General features: G+C 42.2%; 21 protein-coding genes and 1 tRNA gene. 15 read left to right on the forward strand and 7 right to left on the reverse strand.

Annotated features, from left to right (window positions below; translation table 11 throughout):
* Nucleotides 1–13 precede the first annotated feature (13 nt).
* From Q0625_RS07110 to Q0625_RS07130, 5 genes are all read left to right on the forward strand, one after another.
* Nucleotides 14–1,975: a cytochrome c biogenesis protein CcdA gene (locus tag Q0625_RS07110; RefSeq protein ID WP_298825111.1), complete on the forward strand. Its 1,962-nt coding sequence runs from the start codon at nucleotides 14–16 to the stop codon at nucleotides 1,973–1,975.
* 99 nt (nucleotides 1,976–2,074) lie between these two features.
* On the forward strand, nucleotides 2,075–3,766 hold the full coding sequence (dld, locus tag Q0625_RS07115; RefSeq protein ID WP_298825113.1) for a D-lactate dehydrogenase: 1,692 nt from the start codon (nucleotides 2,075–2,077) through the stop codon (nucleotides 3,764–3,766).
* A 77-nt stretch (nucleotides 3,767–3,843) separates the two neighbouring features.
* On the forward strand, nucleotides 3,844–4,935 hold the full coding sequence (locus Q0625_RS07120) for a hypothetical protein (protein WP_298825115.1): 1,092 nt from the start codon (nucleotides 3,844–3,846) through the stop codon (nucleotides 4,933–4,935).
* 29 nt (nucleotides 4,936–4,964) lie between these two features.
* Entirely contained in the window at nucleotides 4,965–5,381 is a 417-nt protein-coding gene (locus tag Q0625_RS07125; protein ID WP_298825117.1) for a hypothetical protein, read from the forward strand.
* A gap of 99 nt (nucleotides 5,382–5,480) precedes the next feature.
* The gene (locus Q0625_RS07130) at nucleotides 5,481–5,852 is read left to right on the forward strand and encodes a glycine cleavage system H protein (protein WP_298825120.1); all 372 of its coding nucleotides are present in this window, start codon (nucleotides 5,481–5,483) and stop codon (nucleotides 5,850–5,852) included.
* Nucleotides 5,853–5,877: 25 nt separating this feature from the next.
* Here Q0625_RS07130 and Q0625_RS07135 read toward each other — a convergent pair whose 3' ends face one another.
* Nucleotides 5,878–6,645: an ATP-binding cassette domain-containing protein gene (locus Q0625_RS07135; RefSeq protein WP_298825123.1), complete on the reverse strand. Its 768-nt coding sequence runs from the start codon at nucleotides 6,643–6,645 to the stop codon at nucleotides 5,878–5,880.
* A gap of 1 nt (nucleotide 6,646) precedes the next feature.
* Nucleotides 6,647–7,384 (reverse strand): ABC transporter permease, encoded by a 738-nt coding sequence (locus tag Q0625_RS07140; RefSeq protein WP_298825126.1) that lies wholly within the window; start codon nucleotides 7,382–7,384, stop codon nucleotides 6,647–6,649.
* 490 nt (nucleotides 7,385–7,874) lie between these two features.
* Between Q0625_RS07140 and Q0625_RS07145 the strand changes: the two genes are divergently transcribed.
* From Q0625_RS07145 to Q0625_RS07180, 8 genes are all read left to right on the forward strand, one after another.
* A complete protein-coding gene (locus Q0625_RS07145) occupies nucleotides 7,875–11,243 on the forward strand; it encodes a SusC/RagA family TonB-linked outer membrane protein (RefSeq protein WP_298825128.1) in 3,369 nt (1,122 codons plus the stop codon).
* Nucleotides 11,244–11,257: 14 nt separating this feature from the next.
* Nucleotides 11,258–12,799 carry a RagB/SusD family nutrient uptake outer membrane protein gene (locus Q0625_RS07150; RefSeq protein ID WP_298825131.1) on the forward strand — a complete coding sequence of 514 codons (1,542 nt, stop codon included), beginning with the start codon at nucleotides 11,258–11,260 and terminating at the stop codon, nucleotides 12,797–12,799.
* 19 nt (nucleotides 12,800–12,818) lie between these two features.
* Nucleotides 12,819–13,685: a substrate import-associated zinc metallohydrolase lipoprotein gene (locus Q0625_RS07155; RefSeq protein WP_298825134.1), complete on the forward strand. Its 867-nt coding sequence runs from the start codon at nucleotides 12,819–12,821 to the stop codon at nucleotides 13,683–13,685.
* 18 nt (nucleotides 13,686–13,703) lie between these two features.
* On the forward strand, nucleotides 13,704–15,050 hold the full coding sequence (locus Q0625_RS07160; protein WP_298825136.1) for a DUF4302 domain-containing protein: 1,347 nt from the start codon (nucleotides 13,704–13,706) through the stop codon (nucleotides 15,048–15,050).
* A 138-nt stretch (nucleotides 15,051–15,188) separates the two neighbouring features.
* On the forward strand, nucleotides 15,189–15,791 hold the full coding sequence (locus Q0625_RS07165; protein ID WP_298825137.1) for a MotA/TolQ/ExbB proton channel family protein: 603 nt from the start codon (nucleotides 15,189–15,191) through the stop codon (nucleotides 15,789–15,791).
* Nucleotides 15,788–16,129 carry a DUF2149 domain-containing protein gene (locus Q0625_RS07170; protein WP_298825138.1) on the forward strand — a complete coding sequence of 114 codons (342 nt, stop codon included), beginning with the start codon at nucleotides 15,788–15,790 and terminating at the stop codon, nucleotides 16,127–16,129. The genes Q0625_RS07165 and Q0625_RS07170 overlap by 4 nt, the downstream gene beginning before the upstream one ends.
* A 228-nt stretch (nucleotides 16,130–16,357) precedes the next feature.
* Nucleotides 16,358–18,022, forward strand: coding sequence for an AAA family ATPase (locus Q0625_RS07175; protein ID WP_298825140.1), 1,665 nt, complete (start codon nucleotides 16,358–16,360; stop codon nucleotides 18,020–18,022).
* A complete protein-coding gene (locus tag Q0625_RS07180; RefSeq protein ID WP_298825142.1) occupies nucleotides 18,003–19,331 on the forward strand; it encodes a restriction endonuclease in 1,329 nt (442 codons plus the stop codon). The genes Q0625_RS07175 and Q0625_RS07180 overlap by 20 nt, the downstream gene beginning before the upstream one ends.
* A 74-nt stretch (nucleotides 19,332–19,405) precedes the next feature.
* Here the strand turns inward: Q0625_RS07180 and Q0625_RS07185 are convergent, their stop codons facing one another.
* The 3 genes from Q0625_RS07185 to Q0625_RS07195 all read right to left on the reverse strand — a co-directional run bounded on the left by Q0625_RS07185 (nucleotide 19,406) and on the right by Q0625_RS07195 (nucleotide 21,524).
* Nucleotides 19,406–19,975 (reverse strand): Maf family nucleotide pyrophosphatase, encoded by a 570-nt coding sequence (locus tag Q0625_RS07185; RefSeq protein ID WP_298825144.1) that lies wholly within the window; start codon nucleotides 19,973–19,975, stop codon nucleotides 19,406–19,408.
* A gap of 111 nt (nucleotides 19,976–20,086) precedes the next feature.
* Nucleotides 20,087–21,373, reverse strand: coding sequence for a sodium/glutamate symporter (gene gltS / locus Q0625_RS07190; RefSeq protein ID WP_298825146.1), 1,287 nt, complete (start codon nucleotides 21,371–21,373; stop codon nucleotides 20,087–20,089).
* 71 nt (nucleotides 21,374–21,444) lie between these two features.
* Nucleotides 21,445–21,524, reverse strand: a tRNA-Leu gene (locus tag Q0625_RS07195).
* A 170-nt stretch (nucleotides 21,525–21,694) separates the two neighbouring features.
* Between Q0625_RS07195 and Q0625_RS07200 the strand changes: the two genes are divergently transcribed.
* Both Q0625_RS07200 and Q0625_RS07205 read left to right on the forward strand, forming a co-directional pair.
* A complete protein-coding gene (locus Q0625_RS07200) occupies nucleotides 21,695–22,636 on the forward strand; it encodes a ribose-phosphate pyrophosphokinase (RefSeq protein ID WP_298825147.1) in 942 nt (313 codons plus the stop codon).
* 21 nt (nucleotides 22,637–22,657) lie between these two features.
* On the forward strand, nucleotides 22,658–23,254 hold the full coding sequence (locus Q0625_RS07205; protein ID WP_298825149.1) for a 50S ribosomal protein L25/general stress protein Ctc: 597 nt from the start codon (nucleotides 22,658–22,660) through the stop codon (nucleotides 23,252–23,254).
* Nucleotides 23,255–23,316: 62 nt separating this feature from the next.
* On the opposite strand, the gene Q0625_RS07210 is transcribed toward Q0625_RS07205, so the two are convergent.
* Nucleotides 23,317–24,255, reverse strand: coding sequence for a polyprenyl synthetase family protein (locus Q0625_RS07210; protein ID WP_298825153.1), 939 nt, complete (start codon nucleotides 24,253–24,255; stop codon nucleotides 23,317–23,319).
* Between the two features lie 64 nt (nucleotides 24,256–24,319).
* On the reverse strand, nucleotides 24,320–25,125 hold an 806-nt coding region (locus Q0625_RS07215; RefSeq protein WP_298825151.1), incomplete at its 5' end, for a PAS domain-containing protein.

A 25,125-nucleotide genomic window follows, 5' to 3' on the forward strand; every position in this document is an offset into this window, starting at 1 on the left:
ATAAACTCAAGATATGAACAAAAAAATACTTACATTCTTTATAGCACTATGGGCAGTGGCTTTTGCTGGTGCGCAAATCAACTTTCAGCCATCCTTCGGTGGAGGGCAGCAGGATGAGAATCCAGTGGTATGGACATTCTCTCAAGAGAAGCTCTCCGAGGGGGAATACCTACTGACCTTCAAGGGGAAAATAGCCCCTAAGTGGCATGTATATTCGCAGAACAACCCTAAGGGAGGCGCCCTGCCGATGGTCATCACCTATACAACTGAAGGGATAGAGCTGGTAGGCGATTCTAAGGAAGAAGGCCTACATAAGGCCTTCAATGATGTCTTTGGGGTAGATGAACTCTTTTTTGAGAAAGAGATAAAGATCACCCAAAAAGTAAAACTCACAGATCCCAATGTAAAACATATCAAAGGGAATATCTTCTGCCAAGCATGTATAGATGTGTGTATCAACCTCAAGGAAGATTTCGTTTTCTCCCTTGACGGCTCTGTAGCCCAAGTGGAACAAAAGCAGGTAGATGCCCGCAGTGAGGATATGGCCAAGCAATTGGAGATTCCTCTTAAGAATAAAGAACTCATAGGAGAGACCCAAAAGGAATCCAACTGGATGGTCTTTATCTTGGGCTTTTTGGGCGGTTTTATTGCCCTGCTTACCCCTTGTGTATTCCCTATGATTCCCCTTACGGTTTCTTTCTTCACCAAACAAAGCAAAACGCGTAAGAAAGGGATTTTCAACGCCTTCCTATATGGGTTCTTTATCCTGCTGATCTATGTCCTTTTGAGTATTCCTTTCCATTTCTTGGATAATATAGACCCTGAGATACTCAACACCATTTCCACCAATGTATGGCTCAATGTGGCTTTCTTTGTGATTTTCGTTATTTTCGCCTTTTCTTTCTTTGGCTTCTACGAAATCACCTTGCCTTCCTCATGGGGGAATAAGATGGACAATGCTTCCAATGTGGGAGGTATCATAGGAATCTTCTTTATGGCACTGACCTTGGCCATAGTATCATTCTCTTGTACGGGACCTATCTTAGGTTCACTCTTGGCAGGTTCGCTCTCCTCAGGAGGAGCTATTCAGCTTACCTTAGGTATGGCAGGCTTTGGGTTATCGCTGGCCTTACCTTTTGTCCTCTTTGCGCTATTCCCTTCTTGGCTCAACTCTTTGCCTAAGTCAGGAGGCTGGATGACAACAGCTAAGGTATTTTTGGGCTTCTTGGAATTGGCCTTTGCGCTCAAGTTCCTTTCCAATGCAGACCTTGTACAGCACTGGGGGCTACTCAAGCGTGAAGTATTTGTAGGGCTATGGTTTGTTCTTTTTGCTTTGCTTACCCTATATCTGTTTGGAGTTATTCGCTTTCCACACGATGAGCCACGCAAACCTCTATTGCAATATTCTAAAGGGCGCTTACTGATAGGAGTACTCTCAGCAGCATTCTCTGTATATTTGCTCTTAGGACTTTTCGGTAAGAATAGCCTAAGACTATTGAGTGGTTTTCCTCCTCCAGAATCCTATGCATTTTTCCATAAGGAACAAAAGAGTGAGCAGATCATTTTCAAGGATTATCATGAAGGTATGGCCTATGCCAAGGCGCATAATATGCCTGTGTTATTAGACTTTACAGGCTGGGCATGTGTCAATTGCCGTAAAATGGAAGAGCATGTATGGACAGACCCTGAAGTGAAAAAACTCATGCAACAATATGTCCTTATCTCCCTCTATGTAGATGACAAAGAGGAGCTACCCAAGGATAAGCAATTTGATTTCAAGCACCGTAATGGACGTGTAGAATACATCAAAACCATAGGTGATAAGTGGGCTACCTTCCAAGAGGTGAATTTCTCTTCCGCTTCTCAGCCTTATTATGTGCAACTCTCCCCAGATACCGAACTGCTCTCCACTCCCGTACAATATGTGGATGTAGCGACCTATAAGGAGTGGCTTAAGAAGGGATTGAAAAAGTGAAAAGTTAAGAGTGAAAAGTGAAAAATACTCAGTAACTCAAAACTTAGAGCTTACAACTCAAAATTCAAAATACAAAATTTAGAATTCAAAACTAAACCTATGAATACACAAAATTTGTTAGAAAAACTGCGCCAGATAGTGGGTGCAAAATATGTAATGACTGACCCAGAGCAAACCGAGCGCTATCGTACTGGTTACCGCTTTGGGACAGGGAATGCCTTGGCCGTAGTACGTCCTGCTACCCTTTGGGAACAATGGCAGGTGTTGGAGGCTTGCGTGGAGACCGATGTTATTGTGATCTCCCAAGCTGCGAATACAGGAATTACAGGAGGTTCCAATCCCTTTGGGAATGATTATGACCGTGATGTGGTGATTATCAACACCATGCGCAATGACAATATCCAGCTAATCCTTGACGGTACACAGGCTGTCTGCCTACCAGGTTCTACGCTGAATCACTTGGAGGAAGAGCTTAAACCCTATGGGCGTGAGCCACACTCCGTAATAGGCTCTTCTTGTATAGGAGCCTCTGTGATCGGGGGGGTGTGTAATAACTCAGGAGGTTCGCTCGTACAGCGTGGCCCTGCTTATACCGAAATGGCACTCTATGCACAGCGCAATGCAGAGGGTAAGTTAGAACTAGTGAATCACTTAGGGATAGACCTTGGTACCACTCCAGAGGAGATACTTACTAATCTCCAAGCAGGAAAATATCAGAAAAAAGATATTCAGCAAACAGACAAAAAAGGACATGACCATGACTATTGCAATCATGTGCGCCAGATAGATGCTGATACCCCTGCCCGATTCAATGCTGACCCTGCCCGCTTATATGAGGCTTCAGGAAGTGCAGGACGTCTTGCCGTCTTTGCCGTACGTGTGGATACCTTCCCAGCAGAGAAACATACAGCTGTATTCTACATAGGCACCAATGACACCAAGGTACTGACCGAGCTACGCCGACACATGCTAGGCTCCTTCGAGCAGATTCCTATCTCTGGCGAATACATTCACCGTACAGCCTTTGATATTGCGGCTAAGTATGGTAAGGATACTTTCTGGTATATCAAGCATGTAGGTACGGAATACCTTCCTAAACTCTTCTCCCTCAAGGCATGGGCAGATCGTGTGGCTAAGAAAATACCTTTTATGCCCCACCACTTTAGCGAAAAGTTCCTCCAAGGCACCTCCAAACTCATGCCTCAACACCTACCCCAAATCATGTGGGATTACCGCAACCAATATGAGCATCACCTCATTCTCAAGATGGGGGGCAAGGGCGTAGAAGAAGCCCGCGAATACCTCAAAGAATATTTTGCCGACAAGAGTAAAGGCGCTTATTTTGAGTGTGATCCAAAACTTGCCCAAGCGGCTATGCTCCTGCGCTTTGCAGTGGCTTCAGCAGCGATTCGTTACCGCTCGGTACATGAGAAGGAAGTAGAGGATATTGTAGCCTTGGACATTGCCCTTAAGCGCAATGAAGAAGATTGGTTTGAACAACTTCCCCCAGAGATAGATAACAAAATCCTCCATAAGCTCTATTACGGACACTTTATGTGCCATGTATTCCACCAAGATTATGTAATCAAAAAAGGTTATAGCTGCGAGGAGATAGAGGAAGAGATGCTTAAGATACTTGACAAGCGTGGTGCAGAATACCCAGCCGAACACAATGTAGGCCACCTATACCACGCTAAGGATTCTCTTAAGAACTTCTATAAAGAGCTTGACCCTACCAATAGCTTTAACTCAGGTATTGGGAAAACCTCTAAGAAGAAAGACTGGAAATAAGAAAGTGAAAAGTGAAGAATGAATAGAGAAAAGAGTCCACTATTTGTTATTCACTTTTCATTATTAACTAACCACTGATGAGGAACTCAAAACTCAAAATTCAGAACTTAAAACTCATCTTTCTGTGTTTGTTGCTGGTGAGTTGTACTTCCATGCCGCTTTGTTATCAGCTATTAGAGCATGGTAATTTTAGTGCTTTGAGTATGCCTCAGGAGCAGGAGGGCTATCAGATAGAGGAGGAAGAACTACAGATACAGCCTTTTGATAAGCAAGGGGAGGACTATCCTGATAACCAATATGCAGAGCTTTCGGCTCGCTATAAAGTGCAGGCGGAGCAGGCTGGGCGTGCGGTATTCTTCTTTATGGCTTCCGATAGTGCGCAACAGAAGGTACGGATAAGGGTCAATGGGGGGCAAGTAACTCCCACGCCCTTAGACCCAGCCAAGGCCTATTCTTTCCTTTTAAGAGAGGGGAGTAGCATGGATTCTTCTCGTGTATATTATAGTGTCAAGTTTGCCGAGCACTATACCGTCCCCATCAGAGAATTGAACGATGTGGTGTATTTTCAGGCAAACCTTAAAAAGGGAGAGAATAGTATAGAAACCCAGTATGAGGCAACATTGGACAGAAGTGGTAGAGGGTTTTTGAATGATTTTTCCTTACACTATCATATACCTGAACCTAAAGAAGCTAACAATTATCCCCGTATAACAGTAACCATGAAGCGTGCCAATGGACTACAGCTTATTCATACTTCTATGAAGAAATGCTTAGACAAGGGCGAAGACACCTATCTTTGGCGGGCTACTCGTAAGGATAAGGAGCAAGGGTTTTATTGGTATTTTAATAAGCGACTTACTCCCACTGAGCAATTTCTGTTAGATATAGGGCCTATAGGATTAGGACTTGTTCTTATCAGTATAGTGATCGTTGTACATCTGTATTATCTACGAAAACGTAGCTATACCTTTTGGGATGTAGTGGGGATACCTTTCCTATTCTGTATATTATGTAATTGGATGGAGCGCTTTATAAGAGATTTTATAGGTGATCACCCTCCTTGTGCAAGGCAGGATAATATATGGTTGTTCCTTTTTCTGCCACTGATGAGCTTGGTGTATTGGGCTATATTGGAAATAGCAAAGCAAGTAAGCTGTCGCATGAAGTAATAAACTATAATTTGGAATAACTATGTATTATGAAAGACAATAGATTTCACCTAAAAAAATACCTCACCTATAGTCTCCAATTTTTGTTGGCTTTTGAACTTATGATGCTCTGCTCCTCTTTAGCTATGAGCGATAAGCAAGCGGCCATGGAACAGTTTGTGGCATATCAAATTACTTATGTGTCTTTAGGAGGTATATTTTTCCTGCTGCTATTGCTCTTTAGGACGGTAAAGAAAGATACCTATGCTTTTTACTTTCTGTTCTATGGCTGTTTGCTCTTTTTAGCTACCATAAGTGATATGGAGTATTTTTATTATTATTACACGGGGGAACTGCCTCATTTTGAACTGAAAACCCTGCTAACTACCGGACTTACGCGTTCTAGTTATTTTTGTATCATCATTGTTGCATCCTATACGATGCTGAAGAAATATATAATGGAGTGAAAAACTAAAAGTTAAGAGTGAAAAGATAAAAGTTAAAAGAGAAACTTTATTATCCACTATCCGTTATTCATTATTCACTATTCATTAATTCACTTAACTATGGAAGATTATCGTTTTACACCAGAGCACTTATGGGTGCGCAAAGAAGCAGAAGTGTATTATGCAGGTATTACTGATTTTGCTCAACAGCAACTCAGTGATATCGTATATGTAGAAGTAGAAACCGAAGGACAAACCCTTGAAAAAGATCAAATCTTTGGTACCATAGAGGCAGTAAAAACCCTCTCTGACCTATATATGCCTATCTCTGGCGAGATTGTTGCTTTCAACAAGGAACTTATCCGTAAGCCTGAACAAATTAATAAGGCACCTTATGAGGCTTGGATTCTCCAGATAAAGCCCACTCACCCTGAGCAGTGGGGCGAACTCATGAGCGAAGAAGCGTACAAAGCATTAGTGAAAAGTGAATAGTGAAAAACTATTCACTTTTCATTATTCATTTTTCACTTTCTAAGTACATTTTTCTTACTTTCTTAAACAATTCTGACGAATACACGAAGTTGGTAACGGCTTCATTATCTGTCTTGAAGATAGTATCTTTGCTACCTTCCCACTCTTTGTAGCCATTTTTGAGGAAGATAATCTGTTCGCCTATTTCCATCACGGAGTTCATATCGTGGGTGTTGATAATGGTAGTGATGTTGAACTCCTCAGTTACCGTATGAATAAGGTTGTCAATGACTATGGCTGTTTTAGGGTCAAGTCCAGAGTTAGGTTCGTCACAAAAGAGGTATTTGGGTTCATTCACCACAGCGCGGGCAATGGCTACACGCTTCTGCATACCCCCAGAGATCTCAGAGGGCTTTTTGTGATGAGCATTGACCAGATTGACTTTTTCTAATACAAAATCCACTCGATCCTTCATCTCCGCAGCTGAGAGCTTGGAGAACATCTGTAAGGGGAACATCACATTTTCTTCCACTGTCATAGAGTCAAAGAGAGCACTGCCTTGGAATACCATACCCATTTCTTGGCGGAGCTTGCGACGTTGTTCCTTATTCATGTCGTTGTACCTAACCCCATCGTAGATGATGTGTCCGCTATCGGGTACAAATAAGCCCAAGAGGGTCTTGAGGAAAACTGTTTTCCCTGAACCACTTTGCCCGATGATCAGGTTGGTTTTTCCCTTGTGGAAAGTAGCAGAAATCCCTTTGAGTACTTCCACTCCGTCAAAGGATTTTTTAATATCTTGAACTTCAATCATATTATGCAAGTAGAATTTGGGTAATGATAAAATCAATAACAATGATAGCCACACTCGTCCATACAAAAGACACTGTACTTGCCTTTCCTACGTCCAAGGCGCCTCCCTTCATATAATACCCATGATAAGCAGGTATAGTAGCCAATACAAAGGCAAATATTATACTCTTGATCAACGCATAAGTGATATCAAAAGGACGAAACTGGAGCCTGATACCCTCCAAGAACTCGGCCGAGGTAGCATAGTGTCCTACTGTGGCGGCGATATATCCTCCATATATTCCTAATGCCATAGACATACAGATGGCAAAAGGGTAGAGCATAAGCGCAACTATTTTGGGGAATATCAGGTAGTTAAGCGAGTTAACTCCCATGATATCCAAGGCGTCTATCTGCTCGGTTACTCGCATGGTACCTATACTGGAGGTGATGAACGAACCCACCTTACCCGCTACAATGATAGAGGTAAAGGTAGGGGCAAACTCCAATATAAACGTCTGTCGCGTAGCAAAGCCAATGAGACTTTTAGGAATGAGAGGGTTGTCAATATTCAAGGCCATCTGAATTGCAATTACCGCTCCTACGAACAGAGAAATAAAGGCAATAATTCCCAGTGAGCCATACATGAGGTCTTCTATTTCCTTGAGAATGAGTTTTTTGGTAATAGACCACTTAGTGCGTTTGCGGAATATCTCGTATAACATCAGGAAATACCTCCCGATAGCTTCTAAATGTTTCATTGTGATGATTTGAGAGGGCAAAGATACAAAAAAAGTAAAAGGTAAAAAGTAAAAAGTAAAAAACTAACAATTGACAGCAAGTAAAAGCCTTGCCACTACCTACTTCTTGCTCTCTTCTGGTTGGAGATTAATTTGTTAAAACAGTTAAATTATTAATTGTCTAGGCATAGAATAGGTTATGTCTAGAGACAATAAACGATATTTGCAAAATATCTATAATATTCATTGTGAGTAAATTAATCTACTTTTGTATTTGTTGAATACATATTTGTATTTTTTATGTTTTAATTAAAATTTGATATTAAAAAAAGTTAATTAAATAATATTAATTTGTTTTATTAATAATTAACATTGTATTTTGTTTAGTTTTGAAGTAAAATCTACTATGTTTTACTTAACAAAGAAAAAAATGTGAATAAATTCATAAAAAGATTGTTTTTATTGGATATTTTTACGAAATTTGCAAAACTAATTGCTTAAACGTATTAAGATGAAAAGAAAATGGTTGTATGTGCTTTTGGGGTTCTTATGGCTCACATTTTCAGGGCTATACGCTCAAGAGCAGACCGTAACAGGTGTGGTCAAGGACCAAGATGGGCGACCACTCTTAGGAGTATCCGTAGTGGAGAAGGGTACCACTCATGGAGTGGATACCGATTTGGAGGGTAATTTTACCATCAAGGTAGCCAATGAGAAAGCGGTTCTTGTTTTCTCCATGGTAGGTAGTACTCCAGTGGAACGAGTAGTGGGCAATAACAAAGTGTTGAATGTTGTCCTCAAGGAAGAAGTGACAGAGCTTACAGGCCTTGTCTTCACAGGTTACCAAGAGATAGATAAGAAGCTCTTTACAGGTAATTCGCAAACGCTTAAGATAGACAACATCAAGCAAGATGGAGTTGTAGATGTAGGTCGTATGCTTGAGGGACGTTCAGCAGGGGTCAATGTACAGAACCTTTCAGGTACTTTTGGTACATCTCCTAAGATTACCATACGTGGAGGTTCCTCTATCTTCGGAGATACCAAACCCCTCTGGGTAGTGGATGGAGCTGTACAGGAGGAGGTGGTGAACCTTTCCTTTGAACAGTTAGCCTCTGGAGATGCCTCAACCCTAATTAGCTCAGCAATCTCAGGGCTGAATGCCAATGATATTGAGAGTATAGAAATCCTCAAGGATGCCTCCGCACTTTCCCTATATGGAGCACGTGCGCTTAATGGAGCCGTAATCATTACCACCAAAAGCGGAAAACGCAATGTGAAGACACAATTGAGCTATCAGTTGGAGGAGTCTGTACGTATGATTCCTAATTATGCACAGTTCGACCTGATGAACTCCCAAGAGACTATGAGTGTCTATCGTGAGTTGGAGCAAAAGGGCTATTTAGACCGAGCTACTTATACGGCTGCTCAGCAAGGTGGGGCTTACTACATCATGTACCGAAATACCGATACTTATAACCCCGCTACTGGTCGTTTTCTATTACAGAACAGTCCTGAGGCACGTAATGCTTTCTTGCGCAAATATGAGTATGCCAATACGGACTGGTTCAAAACCCTTTTCCGACCTTCCTTAACTCAAAATCATACCTTGAGCCTTAGTGGTGGAGGAGAGAATACGACTATCTATAGCTCCTTAGGCTTCTTTGTAGACCCAGGATGGACGATAGCTGATAGGGTACACCGTATTACTGGAAATATCAAGACCACTTATGACCTCTCTTCTAAGGTGAAGATAGGTATCCTAGCACAGGGAGCCATTCGTAACCAAAAAGCACCAGGTACCTTCTCCCGTTCGAGCAATCAGGTAACAGGGGAGTACGAACGTGATTTCGACATCAACCCCTTCAGCTATGCACTTAATACCACTCGTGCACTACGCCCCTATGATGATGAAGGCAACTACGATTATTATCGTATGAACTATGCCCCTATGAATATCCTTAAGGAGCTAAAGAATAACTATATAGATTTGAAGATGATGGAGTACAAGCTCCAAAGCGACTTAGAGATTAAGTTTACTCCTGAACTCAAATATAAGTTCTTAGGTTCGGTGCGTTATGCCCAAAGTACCCAAGAGCATACGATCACCGAAGGTTCCAATGTGGTAGGAGCTTATCGAGCCAACGATAATATGATTATAGGGGAGCGCAACCCATTCCTATATCGCAACCCTGATGATCCTTCAGCCCTCCCACAGGTGGTACTTCCCAATGGAGGTATCTATAAGCTGGAACAAAATAACCTCCAAAGCTACTACTTACGCAATGCCTTGGAGTACAATAAGGCTTTCAAAGACCAAGATGAACAGGACAAACATACCCTTAAGCTCTTCTTAGGACAAGAATTCCGTTATACCGATAGGGATAACCAATCCTTCGATGGTTATGGCTATCAGTTCAATCGCGGCGGGGTAGTCTTTACCGATCCTCGAATCATAGAGAAGGTGATTGCCGATAACGCCCAATACTTTGATCGCTCTACCGGTCGTGAACGAGGGGTAGCTTTCTTCTCTCAGGCATCCTATGGCTTCCGCAACCGTTATATCCTCTCTGGTACACTGAACTATGAGGGTTCTAACCAGCTAGGTAGAAGCCGTAAGGCTCGTTGGCTCCCTACTTGGAATATTAGTGGTCGCTGGAATGTGACCAACGAACATTTCTTGCCTACGACCCATGCCCTTTCTAACCTCTCTTTCCGTCTTAGCTATGGACTGATTGCAGGACTGAACAATATAGGAAATGCCTTACCTATCATGGTCAGTACCATCACCCCCCGCTTCCGCAACCAGGATAATGAACGCTTAATCCGTATCCTTTCTCTCCAGAACTCAGACCTTACTTGGGAGAAGGTATATGAGACTAACTTCGGTACCGACATAGGCTTCCTTTCCAATGCGATCTCCCTCTCGGTAGACCTCTACCAGAAGAACTCCAAGGACTTATTAGACATCGTGCGTACTTCTGGTATGGGTGGGGAATTGAATAAGTATGCTAATGATGCCTCCATGACCACTCGTGGGGTTGAGCTAGTACTAGATACTCGTAACTTCAAGACTGAGGATTTCACTTGGAGTACTAGTGTGAACTTTGCTTATTTTAACCAAGAGATTACCTCCTTGGCCAATGCCTCCAACAGTGTTTTCAACTTAGTACGTGAGACAGGGGGCAATGTATTGGGTAATCCACGCAACACCCTTTATTCCTATGACTTTGCAGGTCTTAATAGTCAAGGAATGCCGCTATTTAACCTTAAGGGAGGAAGTAGAGACTATAAGGATATTGATTTCCAAGACCGTGATAATATCCTCTCCTATCTCAAGAAAGAAGGAGCAGTGGATCCCAACATCACAGGAGGACTTAGCAATACTTTCCGTTACAAGAATTGGGAACTAAACTTCCTCATTACTATGCAAGCGGGCAACAAGATTCGCAAGGCACCCCTCTACAAAGGAGCTGGCTATGATGACTTAAGTGTCTTCCCAAGAGAGTTCAAGAATCGCTGGGTAGCCCCTGGAGAAGAGGCCTTAACTCAAATCCCAGGCATTGTCTCTCAGCGAACACTCAATGAAGAAAACAAGGCCTATATCTCAAGAGCTTATAGTGCCTATAACCACTCTACCGCTCGTGTAGTCGATGGCTCTTTTGTACGTATGAAGAGCATCTCCCTATCCTATACCTTTGATAAGGAAGTTTTGGAAAACCTAAACTTAGGCAACCTAACCCTACGCTTACAAGCTTCCAATCCCTTCCTAATCTATGCTCATAAGGACTTGAACGGACAGGATCCAGAATTCTTCCGCTCTGGAGGAGTAGCCTACCCAATCACACCCCAATATACCTTTACCATTAATCTTGGAATCTAACAAAACAGCAACTCATGAAAAGAAACAAATACTTGTCCCTCTTAGCCTTAGCCCTTACTTTGGTGCTGAGCGCTTGTAACAAAATATTAGACGACCTACCTGATAGCCGTACAGAAATAGATAGTCCTGAAAAAATAGAGGAACTCTTGGTCGGCGCCTATCCTAATCGCTTTCCTACTTACATCGCAGAGATGATGAGTGATAATGTAAGCGAGAAGACCTCTTTCTTAGGAATCTCAACCCTTAATACAGATATGTATTTCTGGAGAGATAACAATGAGATAGATGGGGAGGACAATACCCCAACCGACTATTGGATAGCCTGCTATGCAGCTATTGGGGCAGCCAATCAGGCCTTGGAATCCTATGCCGAATTAGGCGAGACAGCCCGATATAACTATATCAAAGGGGAAGCCTTGGTAGCACGAGCCTATGCCCATTTTATGTTGGCTTACCTTTGGTGTAAGCCTTATAATGAGGCTACCGCTGCCACTGACTTGGGATTGGCCTATATTACTGAGCCTGAAAAGCATGTCTTTGGGCACTACACCCGTATCTCCCTCAAGGACTACTACAATGCAATAGAGCGCGACCTCACCCAAGGGCTTCCCTTGCTCGATGATAGCAAATATAAGCAACCTCGTTTCCACTTCACTACAGCGGCAGCTCATGCCTTTGCTACGCGCTTCTACCTAATGAAAGCCCAGTGGAATAAGGTAATTGAACATGCTGATGCCGTTTTGGGAGCCAATGCAGAAACCAAGCTCAGAAACATAAAAACCCTCAATGCAGTAGCTCTCGAGTCCAGAAGTGCTTACTATACAGAATCCACTAACCCATCCAATATACTTGTGGGTACGGCTCGTTCTGCCTTGGCCTATCGTTTCCAGACTCATAAGTATAGTCTAACTTTGCAAAAGATGGCGGAGATCTGCTCTCCTCGTAATACCCATCCTTTGAACTTCTCGAATATCAGTTGGGAAGCAGTCAATTCGGCTTTGGGAGATGGCGCAGGTAATATTGTCTTTCCTAAGTCTAACTACTACTATAAGTATGTAAATCGTTCGGCAGGCACTAGGGTTTATTATAGTGCAGCGGTTTTGTTCTCTTATGACGAGGTTTACCTCAACCGCTTGGAAGCCTACCTAATGTCCGGCAACTTAGATCAGTTCCGTCGCGACCTCTTTACCTATCTCATTCCTAAGACCCATAATAGCTCTCGACCCAATCAGGCCTATCCTTTCCCTCGCTTGACCTTCGAGCGTTATATGACTCAGGCCGCACTTGATAGGCGTTATCAGGGTAGAGGAGTTGATTTCGATCCTTCCTATCCCCTCACAACCCGACAGAGAGAATGGCTCCAAGCAGTGGTGGATATCCGACGAGTGGAGTTTGTACAAGAGGGCTTGCGCTGGTTTGATAATAAGCGCTTAGGGATGAAGGTCGTACATAAGGTGGGTGATGGCCAGATAGAACTCACCAAGGGCGACCCTCGTCGAGAGCTTCAAATTCCTAATAGCGCCCTTGAATTTGGTATGGCGCCCAACCCTCGTTAATCTTTTAATTCTTTGAAGTATGAAAAAAATAACCTATATATGTGTTGCCCTTTCTGTTGCCCTTTCCAGCTGCAATAAGAAAGAGACACTCGATCCCCAAAGTGTGATCCATGACGATACGGATACCCGCACTGCCCTGGATACCTATATTCGAAATGAATATATCAATCCCTATAATATAGAGGTCAATTACAAATATGTGGACATCAACTACGAGATGGGACGGTACCTATATCCACCGACTGAAAGCAAGGTACAGCCTTTCTTAGAGATGATCAAGTATGTTTGGTTAGGCGCCTATCAACAGGTAGCCGGTACGACCTTTGTTAGCCAAGTAGCTCCTCGACAGATAAGCCTTATCGGAGGGCGTAACTTAGATCCTCAGCGCAATCCCGAGACCTACCTCTTCGAGGAAACTCTCGGTCAAGCCGACAATGGAGCTAAGATCACCATCGCTCGTGTTGACTATTACGATCCAGCCCATCCAGATGAGGACAATATCAGGCACATTATCCATACCATTCAGCATGAGTACTGCCATATCATCAATCAGCATAAGCCTTTTGCGCCTGAATTTGGGAAAATAACTCCCGATGATTACAGTTCTTCTTGGCATGGTAAGACAACGGCTCAGGCCAATGCCTTAGGCTTTATTACCAACTATGCAGCGGCAAACCCCTTTGAGGACTTTGCCGAAATGACCTCTCATATGCTCATGAAGTCCAAGGCACAATGGGATGCCGCCCTTAATACGATGCCTGAGAAAGGAAAGGTAGCTCTTAAGAAGAAAGAAGCCTTTATCGTGGAGTACTTCAGAGCCGAATGGGGTATAGACTTCTATGAGCTCCAAAGTGTTGCTTATCAAAGAATGCAGAACTATTTGTAAACCAAAACGGATACTAAAATGAGAAAAATATTATACCTACTGGCTATCATAGCTGTAGCCGGATGTCAAAAGAACGAACCTGATTTGCTGCTGGGTAAAAATGCTTCTGAACGTATACAGCAGAACAAGGAAAATCTCAAAAAAATGCTCTCGGAGGCGCCTTATGGCTGGAAATTGAGTTATTTTCCTAAAAGGAATACCTTCGGAGGCTATACCTTTCTAATGAAGTTTACCCTCGGAGGACGTGTAACGATGGTGGCTGATTTCGGTAGTGGAACAACCCCTCAGGAGAGTGGCTACCAAATTCAGGAAGGACAAGGTCCCCTTTTGGTCTTTACCACCCGAAACTACATTCATACCCTGCTCGAACCTCTTACCTATAGCTCAGACCCTCGTGAGCATATCGGTAAAGGTCTCGAAGGTGAATTCCAGTTTGTCTATATAGGGAAGGAGGGCGATAAACTTAAGTTCAAAACCCAACGAAAGGCAACTGAACAATTCCTTTATTTCGAAAAGGCCACAGCCCAGGATTGGAGAACTATAGGTACTCAAGGTGAACAGCTCGATGGTATTAATCATACTTATTACCTAAAGGTGACTTCTGCTCAAGGGGTGGAGAACTACTTTGTAAGAAGTGCCTTCCGCATGTTCCTCTTTACCTCCATGCAGGATAGCCACAAAGCAAGCCGAGCAGGTATTGCAGTGAATTCTAATGGACTGACCTTCACACCTTCGTTGGAGATAGCAGGAGAAAAATTCACTCATATGACAGCAGTGCCAGGAACTCCTCCACTGAACTATAGAGCACAAAGCAATGGAGTGACTATTGAGCTAAAACACTTCAACAATCCTATGGATGAGTTTGAATCCCAAGGGGATGTTGTCACTGACTTTATAGTACTCTTAGGCGATCAAGCACATCTTAACTTACCTTATATGAGTGCGGACTTCAAAAGAGATTTCTATACAGAGGTAGGCGAAGGGAAATTCTTCTCCTATGAGCTACTCTTTCAATCCGATGCAGATACTTCTCTCTTGCGGGTAGGTTATACCCCTACAGGAAACCAAAACGATAGAGTGTATTATGCATACAAATGCAACTATGAAATCCGTGATAAAAAGATATACATCACCTTCATACGCGAGCATGAGGATATGGATGAGTTCTGGATAGATCCTGATAATGAAGAAATTCTACATATGGCACAGGAGCGATTGACTCATTTTATTAGAATGAGCTCCCAAGGTATCTATCTTTGGAAGTCCAGCTTATCGGCAACCTTGGGACCAGTATACTATATGAGAAGTATCTCAGAACCTAAATATTACTTCCCTGGTACGGTAAACCAAGCCGTAGAAGAATAAGAGATATATTGTTAATAATGGTTAATGATTCATCCTCGCATAGGATGAATCATTAACCATTATTGAATTATTATATATTTCTCATTGGTCATTTATTATTAATTCGTATCTTTGCGCTTAGAAATAATCTAAATCAAAATGGACAATATCTCCCAGCTTCTCTTTTTAGTATCTGATAGTTTGCTTATTCCAGATATTATTGTACTATTGGTACTCTTCGTTAGGGCGCTGTTCCTTGTGGGGAGCTTCTACAACCAATATATTACCAAATATAAGAATGAAAGGCAGTTGCGCCCCATCCTCAATGAACTGACTCCTGAGCGTATGGAAGCGTTGCAGGCTGCACTCCCTGAAAAGGATAATTCGTTGTATATAAAATATTTACGTGCTATACTTGCACGTCCTGCCGATGATACCTATGCCGATTATATGATCACCAATTTTGAAAATGATGCAGAAAAGGATGTGGTAACCTCAAAGCTCTTGGCTAAGGTAGGTCCTGTGTTGGGGCTTATAGGTACACTGATTGCTATGAGTCCTGCACTTACAGGGCTTTCCCAAGGCGATATTTCCAAAATGGCTTCCAATATGCAGGTGGTTTTCGCTACCACTGTAGTGGGGTTAGTGGTGAGCTTGGTCGGTTTGGTAACCCTACAATTCAAGCAACGTTGGTATGCCAAAGAGGTGAACCAATTGGATTATATTACTCGCATTCGTAACCAACAAATATCCCAAAAATGAGAAATACCCGCAGAACAACACCTTTCAAAGATGATGATGCTGATCCGCTAAGCGTGGTGGTCAATCTCTTTGATGTGGCTATGGTCTTTTCCGTCGCTCTGATGGTGTCCATGGTCATGAACCTTAACCTCTCTGCTTTCTTTACAGGGGGTGATTTTACTATTGTTAATAAGAATGGGGATGATATGGAGATTATCCAGAAAAAAGGAGAAAAAATCACCAAATATAAAACTGCTAAAGGGGCATCTTCTTCCAATACTTCTTCCAAGGAAAAAGGAAAACGCCTAGGTACCCTCTATGAAAATCAAGATGGGGAGAATATTTTTGTACCAGACTAGCGGTCAGTAGACAGTGGTCAGCGGTCAGTAGACAGTGGTCAGCGGTCAGTAGACAGAGGACAGTGGTCAGTAGACAGAAGACAAGGCTGATAACTGACAACTTACAACTAACTACTGATAAAACTAACCACTGACTACTGATCTCCATGTGCTGGCGAGAGCTTACAGCTTGTACCTACTTAACCCACTAATGAATTAATTCCAATAGCCCAGTCAAATAGATGATTTATGAATCAATACGAAGAATTTAAGCACCTATTAGAATATTTTGTAGCACACATAGAGTATTGTGTTACGAATGATAAAAGTAATAGGGGATATGAAGCCTATATCAAACCTCTCGAAGAGAGAAAGAGGTTTAAGCGTTCTGGAAAGAGTGCCGATGGTATGGCTATTGGGGAACAGATTCAAGAATGGACAAACTACGAAGGGAAAGGCGTTATAAATATTGCTATATATGCTGCCTATTATGAGAGAAGAGGAAATTATTTACAATGGGGAAATACAGGATTGAATATTATAGCACGGTGGAATGAAGCATTAGATCGTATCCTGACATTGGCTATAGAAAAATATCAACGAGGAGATAATGATAAAGGCACATGGGAAGACCTAAACATAAGTGAAACCGTGGAGGATTTGGGTCTGTTCGATGGAAAAGCTCCTAATGAAAAACTTCAACACTTCTTTGACCACTACTATGAACTATTAGTTGCCTCAGAACAAGTCTCTACAAAAGGAGAGCAATCTTATGATTTCTATACAAAGCAGCTGAGGGAGTCCAAGAACATTATCTTGACAGGTGCACCTGGTACGGGGAAGACTTTCTTAGCAAAAGAAATAGCCAAACGAATCATCGGTGTGGAAGATGATAAGGCACTAATGAATAGTGGTCGGTTTGCCTTTGTTCAGTTTCACCCTTCTTACGATTATACTGACTTTGTAGAGGGACTTCGCCCTATAACTGATGAAAATGGAAATATAGGCTTTGAGTTGAAAGATGGTATCTTTAAAGCCTTTTGTAAGAGAAGTATACAGGGGATTACTAATGATGATTTTGATGCCCTATATAGTACTTTTATAGATGATTTGCTCCAAACTCCTATAACACTTTCCACACCGACTCACAAGAAATCCTTTACTTTAGAGGCTAATAGTAGGAATACCTGTGTGGCTATTCCACAGACAGAGGTGGGGACAAGATTATCAATAACTAAAGAGATGATAGCAGACTATCTTCGCAATGGTGTAATAAGAGACTTGAAACCTTATTTGGTGCCTGTGGCTGAATATTTTAAGGAGAAATACCACTTTGAACTTAAGAAAGTACAGGCTGATAAGGATTATGTTTTTGTGATTGATGAGATTAACAGAGGGGAAATTTCAAAAATATTTGGTGAACTTTTCTTTAGCATAGACCCTACCTATCGTGGAGAAAAAGGAGCTGTAAAAACACAATATGCCAATATGCAAGGAGATCAAGAATTTTTCTATATTCCTGAAAATGTGTATGTAATAGGCTGTATGAATGATATAGATCGCAGTGTGGAGAGTTTTGATTTTGCCATGCGTCGTCGTTTCACTTGGATAGAGGTAACAGCAAAAGAGAGTGCAGCCAATATGGGACTTTCTCCTACTATAAGATCCGTAATGGATAGGCTAAATAAAGCTATAGAACAAATAGCAGGTCTTAGTACGGCTTATCATATAGGAGGCGCTTATTTCCTTGATCCGAGAGAAGGACTATGTATAACAGAGGAAAGATTGGAATGGGTATGGAACTATCGTATAGAACCTTTGGTGAAGGAATATCTAAGAGGAATGCCACATGCAGGGGAGGAATTGGACAGATTAAGAGCAGTTTTTGAGGGTGATGAGGATAACGGACAATAATTATAAAGGGCTTAGTATTACATCGCCTGACCAGATAGAGGACTTGCGTCCTATAGCCAACCGCCCTTTGAAACTATTGCAAGAAGAAAATCCAAATTTGGTAGTTTTTCCTGAGCTATTAGGAGGGTATAACGATCATATTGAGCATAAAGTGGCTTTCCAAATAGAAGAGAATAGATTGTTTACAAACAATATGATGGGTTTTGTAGGGCGTAATACAACCAAACTTACCATTACTTCTCGTTTTGAATCAGGAGGGAATGATTATTTCCTACATTATATGCTACAGAAGGTGCTCTCTATCAATGTTTTTGATTTTCGACAAAATACTAAGGAGGAATCTATTTGGGATTTTTGGTTATACTTATTTCCCTATTGCCTAAAAAAGGCATATGCGCAAGGGCTTTACAAAGCTTATCAACAGCATAATTACAATGATACTAATATAAAAGGAACGATAGATATAAAGCGACATCTGCTAAAGAATATTCCCTTTATGGGGAGAATCGCCTATTCAACAAGGGAACATAGCTATGATAACCCGCTATCTCAACTTATTCGCCACACTATAGAATATCTTAGTGTACATCCTATAGGGGCTATTCTCCTGCATGCGGACACAGAATTACGAGCTATTATAGATTTATTCATTTTGAATACCCAAAATACCTATAATAAGAATGCTCGTCATAAGGTAATTTTGTCCAATTCAAAGCCTTTTGCACACCCTTATTTTACTGAATATGCTCTCTTGCAAAAGATATGTCTGCGAATACTTAGAAGAGAACAACTAAGTTTTGGACAGGAAAAAGATAATATATATGGGTTACTCTTCGATGGAGCATGGTTATGGGAAGAATATCTTAATACTTTTCTAAAGGAAGACTTTGAACACCCTGAGAATCTTACAGGTAAAAATAAGAAGTATCTTTTCAAGAATAAAAAACAATCTATTTATCCTGATTTTCTCAGCAAACAATCCCCAAAGATAGTGGGAGATGCTAAGTATATGCCATTGAATGATCAGGATTATTATCAAGAAGGTTCTGAAAGGATAACAAGTATTTATTATAAGACGATAGCGTATATGTATAGGTTCGAGTCTACTTGTGGCTTTTTGTTATATCCTATCAAAGAAGATAGTGAATCTCTTTCTTCAAAGACATATGAAATAGAAGGAGATACTCAAAACCGTAAGTTGGGAAAGATAGGTTTGGGTATTCCTCAGCAAGTGGAAAATTTCTCAGAATTTGTAGAAAAAATGAGGATAAATGAGACAGCACTGAAACAGTTTATCAGTTGTCAGTAGACAGTAGACAGTGGACAGACGCTGATAACTGACTGCTGGCAACTAACTACTAATTACTAATTACTAACCACTAACTACTGATTACTAACCACTGTTTTTAGTTGTTCCCAAAATAGTTGTGTAGGAAATCCGACAACATTATTATAAGAGCCTTGTATGGAGGTGATACCTACTGCGCCGATCCATTCTTGGATGCCATAGCTGCCTGCTTTGTCATAAGGCTGGTAATGGGTGAGGTAGTAGTCAATCATCTCGGGGGTAAGATTAGCAAAAGTGACTAAAGTAGTGTCGTAAAAGGCGACTTGCTTTTTGGTGGTAGTGAGGCAAACAGCAGTAATGACCTCATGGCTATGACCTGAAAAGCGAGAGAGAGTCTGGAAGGCATCTGCATAATCTTTGGGCTTTCCTATCGCTTCACCTTCAAACCAAATAAGTGTATCGGCTGTGATAAGGACTTCCTCTTCGTTGAGAGTAGGGAGCAGTGGTATAGCCTTTTGCTGGGCTATATACATGGGAATTTCCGCTCCTTGTAGTTCAGGAGGGTAGGATTCATCGGTGGGGGAGAGGCGCAACTCAAAGTCAATTCCTAAATCTTTGAGGAATTGTTGGCGACGTGCTGAGGCAGAAGCGAGAATGTATCTCATCTAAGAGTTTTCGAGTTTTTAATTTGGAGTGGGTTTATACAAGTCACCATAAAAAGTGAAAAGTGAAGCGTGAAAAGCAAGGAGGTTGCTACTCATGCTTCACTTTTCATGTTACGCAATTAGTCTTAAGATATAGACGAATCCAGTAAGGATAAAGGCGTTTACAAAATCCACAAAAAAAGCACCGACCATAGGCACAATGAGGAAGGCCTTATGTGAGGGACCAAATTTGTCAGTGATAGATTGCATATTGGCTACCGCAGTTGGAGTTGCTCCCAAGCCGAATCCACAATGTCCGCCGGCTAATACGGCAGCATCGTAGTCCTTGCCCATTAGGCGGTAGGTGACAAAATAGGCATAGGTGCTCATGACAAAGGTTTGTACCGCTAAGATAACGAGCATAGGAAGTGCTAAGTCCAAAAGCTGCCATAGCTTGAGGTTCAGTAGCGCAATACCTAAGAAGAGACTTAGGGAAGCATTACCAAAGACATCGATAGCACGATCGAACATTTTGATTTTGAAGGCGTAGGTGAGTATATTGCGTAAGAATACGCCAAAGAACAATGCCCAAACGAATTGAGGTAAGGTGAACTTGTCAGGGAAGAAAGCCTTTACCGTATCGGAGTCCATCAGGGCAGAGAAGGAGAGGCAGGCAGCAAAGAGCGCCATGGTCTCAATAGCGGACTTGGAGGTAATAAGGCGTTGTTTTTCAGGTTGTTCGAATACGCTTACTTCTGTATCGTTATCGTTATCATTGTTGTTCTTCTGAGCCTCCTCAGAGAGTGGTTTTCTGCCCATTTTATTGACCAAGCGGCGTGCAACAGGCCCTCCAATGAGTCCTCCTAATACCAAGCCAAAGGTAGCGGATGCCATCCCTAAGGCAGTAGCCCCTTGTATATGATAATCTTGTTCGAGCACCTTACCCCAAGCCCCAGCGGTACCATGTCCACCGGTGAGGGTAATGGAGCCAGTTACTAGCCCTATTATGGGCTCTAAGCCAAAGGCAGAGGCCAAGCCTATCCCTACAATATTTTGTATTACGATGAACAGTGCTACTACTCCTAAGAAGATGAACAATCCGATACCCCCTGATTTCAAGCGGGAAAGGTCTGCACTCAGTCCGATAGAGGTGAAGAAAAATAACATGAAGGAGTCCTGAAGCCCCTTGTCAAAATTCAAGGAGATCCCTTCCCCAAACGTAAGTCCATTTTCGAAGGAAAGCCCCGTTACAATATATAAAAGGTAGACAAGGAAGGACATCAGTAGCCCTCCAGCCACCGGTTCAGGGATGTTGAAGTTCTGGAGTAATTTGATTTTAGCCACAAGAAGTCGCCCAAGGAGCAATACTAAAGTAGCTGCAATCAGTGTGTAGTAAGGATTAACAATGATTGTATTCATAACAAAAAGGTTTAATTTTGATATTAATAAAAAATCCTCTTAACATTTTGAAGATGATAAGAGGACTATAGTACCTGAGGAGGGAATCGAACCCTCACTCCGAAGAACACGAGTTTGAGTCGTGCGCGTCTACCAATTCCGCCACTCAGGCAATTATTGTTATGAATTCGGGTGCAAAAGTACAACTAATTTTTTAATCATGCAAAAAAAGAATGATTTTTTTTTCAGAATCATTTTTAATTTATATCTTTGCACTCGAAAACGAAACAGGCCATCAAGGCTACACAAAAAAACGTAAGTTACTTATAATTAGTTGATTTTATGGAATATTCTATGCCAGCTGTAAAGATATTTGCTTGTACTCAAAGCACAGAATTAGCAGGCAAAATTGCTCAAGCCTATGGGATTGAGCTTGGGAATGTGATTTTCTCCCGTTTTAGTGATGGAGAATTTCAGCCTTCCTTTGAAGAATCAGTACGAGGAGCTCGTGTTTTTATCATCGGTTCTACGCATCCTACTTCGGAAAACCTAATGGAGATGCTCTTGATGATTGATGCAGCCAAGCGCGCCTCGGCTAAGCATATCACGGCGGTGATGCCTTATTTTGGGTGGGCTCGCCAAGATAGAAAAGACAAGCCTCGTGTGCCCATAGCAGCCAAATTGGTGGCTAACTTATTGGAAACAGCAGGAGCTACCCGCGTGATTACCATGGACTTACATGCTGACCAGATTCAAGGTTTCTTTGAAATTCCTGTAGATCACCTCTATGCCTCTACCATATTTGTTCCTTATATCAAGTCCTTGAACTTGGAAAACCTCTGTATAGCCTCTCCAGATATGGGAGGATCTAAGAGAGCACACTCCTATGCTAAGTTCCTCAATAGTGATGTGGTTATTTGCTACAAACAGCGCAAAAAAGCCAATGTAATTGAGAAAATGGAACTAATAGGAGATGTGGAAGGAAAGAATGTAATCCTTGTGGATGATATGGTGGATACGGCAGGTACCCTAGTGAAGGCCTCTGAAATTATGAAAGATAAAGGTGCTGTGAGTGTAAGAGCTATTTGTACCCATGCTATACTAAGTGGTAATGCGGTGGAGAAAGTAGAAAACTCACCTATGGAGGAACTTATCGTAACGGACTCCATTCCACATGATTCTCTACCAAAGAAGATACATGTGTTGAGTTGTGATAAGCTCTTTGCCGATGTGATGCGTTCGGTACACGAACATGCTTCTATCAGCAATAAATTCTTAATGTAAATTTTTAATTAATATATTTTTATGCAATCAATTACAATCGTAGGATCTCAAAGAGAAAGCGTGGGCAAAGCAGCTAGCAAGGCCTTACGTAATGCTGGAAAGGTTCCTTGCGTGTTATACGGAGGGGAAAATACCATTCACTTTTCAGCGGACACCTTAGCGTTCAAAAAATTGGTATATACTCCCAATGTATATACTGCAACGATTGAATTAGGAGGAAAGACTTATACAGCTATCCTTCAGGACATTCAGTTTGACCCTGTAACTGACAAAATCCTTCACGTGGATTTCTACCAGTTACACAAGGATAAGGAAATCACCCTTGAGGTGCCTATCAAGATCGTGGGTACAGCTCCTGGAGTAATGGCCGGTGGTACACTTCGTATCGTAAACCGTAAGCTAAAGGTAAAAGCCTTGCCAGATAACCTTCCTGACTTCGTTCCTGTAGATATCTCTTGGATGGAAATGGGTAATCGTTTCTATATCACTAAGATCGCACAAGAGAACTACAAAATTATGCATCCAGACAACACTGTGGTATGCCAAGTACGTGTATCTCGTGCTGCGCTTAAAGCTGCTCAAGATGCTGCTAAAGCAGATACTAAGAAGAAAAAATAATTTTTTGTCTGTAACTTATCTAAAAGAGGCTGTTCCGCAAGGAACAGCCTCTTATTAATTATTTATATAGTTCGTTCAATCACATAATTCACAATCTGGAGTAGGGATTTCTTGTAAGGAGAATCGGGAAATTCTGCTAGTATAGCCAGGGCTTTTGCTTGGTATTCCCGCATCTTGGCTTCAGTGCGTTCTATACCTCCATGAGCTTTGACATAGGCGATAATCTCCTTGACTCGCTTCTTATCCGTATTATGGTTCTTGATGCTATTGATCAGCCATTTGCGTTCACTCTCTTCGGCTCGGTTAAGGGCATAGATGAGTGGGAGGGTCATTTTTTGTTCCTTAATGTCGATTCCAGTGGGCTTGCCTATTGCCTCTTCGGTATAGTCAAAGAGGTCATCCTTTATCTGAAAGGCCATACCTACAAATTCGCCAAAGCGGCGCATCTTCTCTATCAGTTCCGCATTATCGGGTTGAACCGAGCAGGCACCCATAGCACAACAAGCTGCGATGAGGGTGGCTGTTTTCTGGCGGATAATCTCGTAATAAACCTCTTCGGTGATGTCCAAGCGGCGTGCTTTCTCCATCTGGAGGAGCTCGCCCTCACTCATCTCGCGTACTGCTACTGAGATGATTCTCAGCAGGTCAAAATCACCATGATCTATGGAGAGTAAGAGCCCCTTGGAGAGCAAGTAGTCTCCTACCAATACAGCGATTTTGTTTTTCCACAAGGCATTGATAGAGAAGAACCCACGTCGTTTGTTACTATCATCAACCACATCGTCATGTACCAGCGTAGCTGTATGGATTAGCTCTATTACTGAAGCTCCTCTGTAAGTTCGTTCATTAATAGTGCCTCCGCTAGCGAGTTTCGCCACAAGGAAGACGAACATAGGACGCATCTGCTTACCCTTGCGGTTTACGATATAGTGGGTGATACGGTTCAGTAGTGCTACCCGTGAGGACATAGAATCTCTGAATTTATCCTCAAAGGCTGCCATCTCTGCGGCAATAGGTTCTTTTATTTGTTCGGTAATCTTAGCCAAGGTAATTCATTGTTTAGGATTATTCCCATTCGAGCAAGCGTCTTTCTCCTTCTATAGTTTTGATGTCAGTAATGTCTTGGGACATTTCGATTACACCCTTATAGTTTTTCTGAGCATCGCGTACAGCAAAGTAGCGTACATAGATCAAGCGTCCACGGAAGTTCAGCCAGAAGTTGGCTTCATTCTGCGTACCATTGCGGAAAGCCTCCACGATTTTCAGCACCGTACCCACGCTCTTAGGCGGGTGGCAGAACTTCACCTCGCGCCCGATAATCCCTGCACTACGTGGGAATACACGTTCCTCTCCGCGGTTGTAGAAAATTACCTTGTCATGTTCATCTACAAAAGTAATGTCAATAGGTAGGGTTTTGAGTAGTAGGTTTACCTGCTCTACGGTCATATAACCCTCGTCAAAGTGTTGTGCCTTTTCGTCAAAGACTACATCGGTACGTAGGGTAGTGTCTTGTGAAGGGTGTATATAGCCCTCTTCGGATGGATAAGCAGGCGGAGGAGTGGGAAGCATCCAGCCAATTTCGTCCTCTCCTTGTCGCATCTTGATCCAGTCCTCGTCGGAGAGAATTTCTAAAGAACGGGCAAAAAGGATGTTATATTCCACCGAAAGCAAGCGTAGTAGGTTCTCTTCTATATAGGTCATGTTCTCGGCTGCCTTGGCCAGATCCTTATCCTCCAAGTTCTTTCTCACTAGGCGGAACATATCACGAATGGTATCATGGAAAGACCACATGTTCTGTGAAGGGTTCGTCCAGCCCTTTTGTTCCAAGAAAGGAAAGAGCTGATTCTCTTTTCTCTGGAAGCGTTTCTCCA

Source organism: uncultured Capnocytophaga sp. (assembly GCF_938029845.1).
Classification (GTDB): domain Bacteria; phylum Bacteroidota; class Bacteroidia; order Flavobacteriales; family Flavobacteriaceae; genus Capnocytophaga.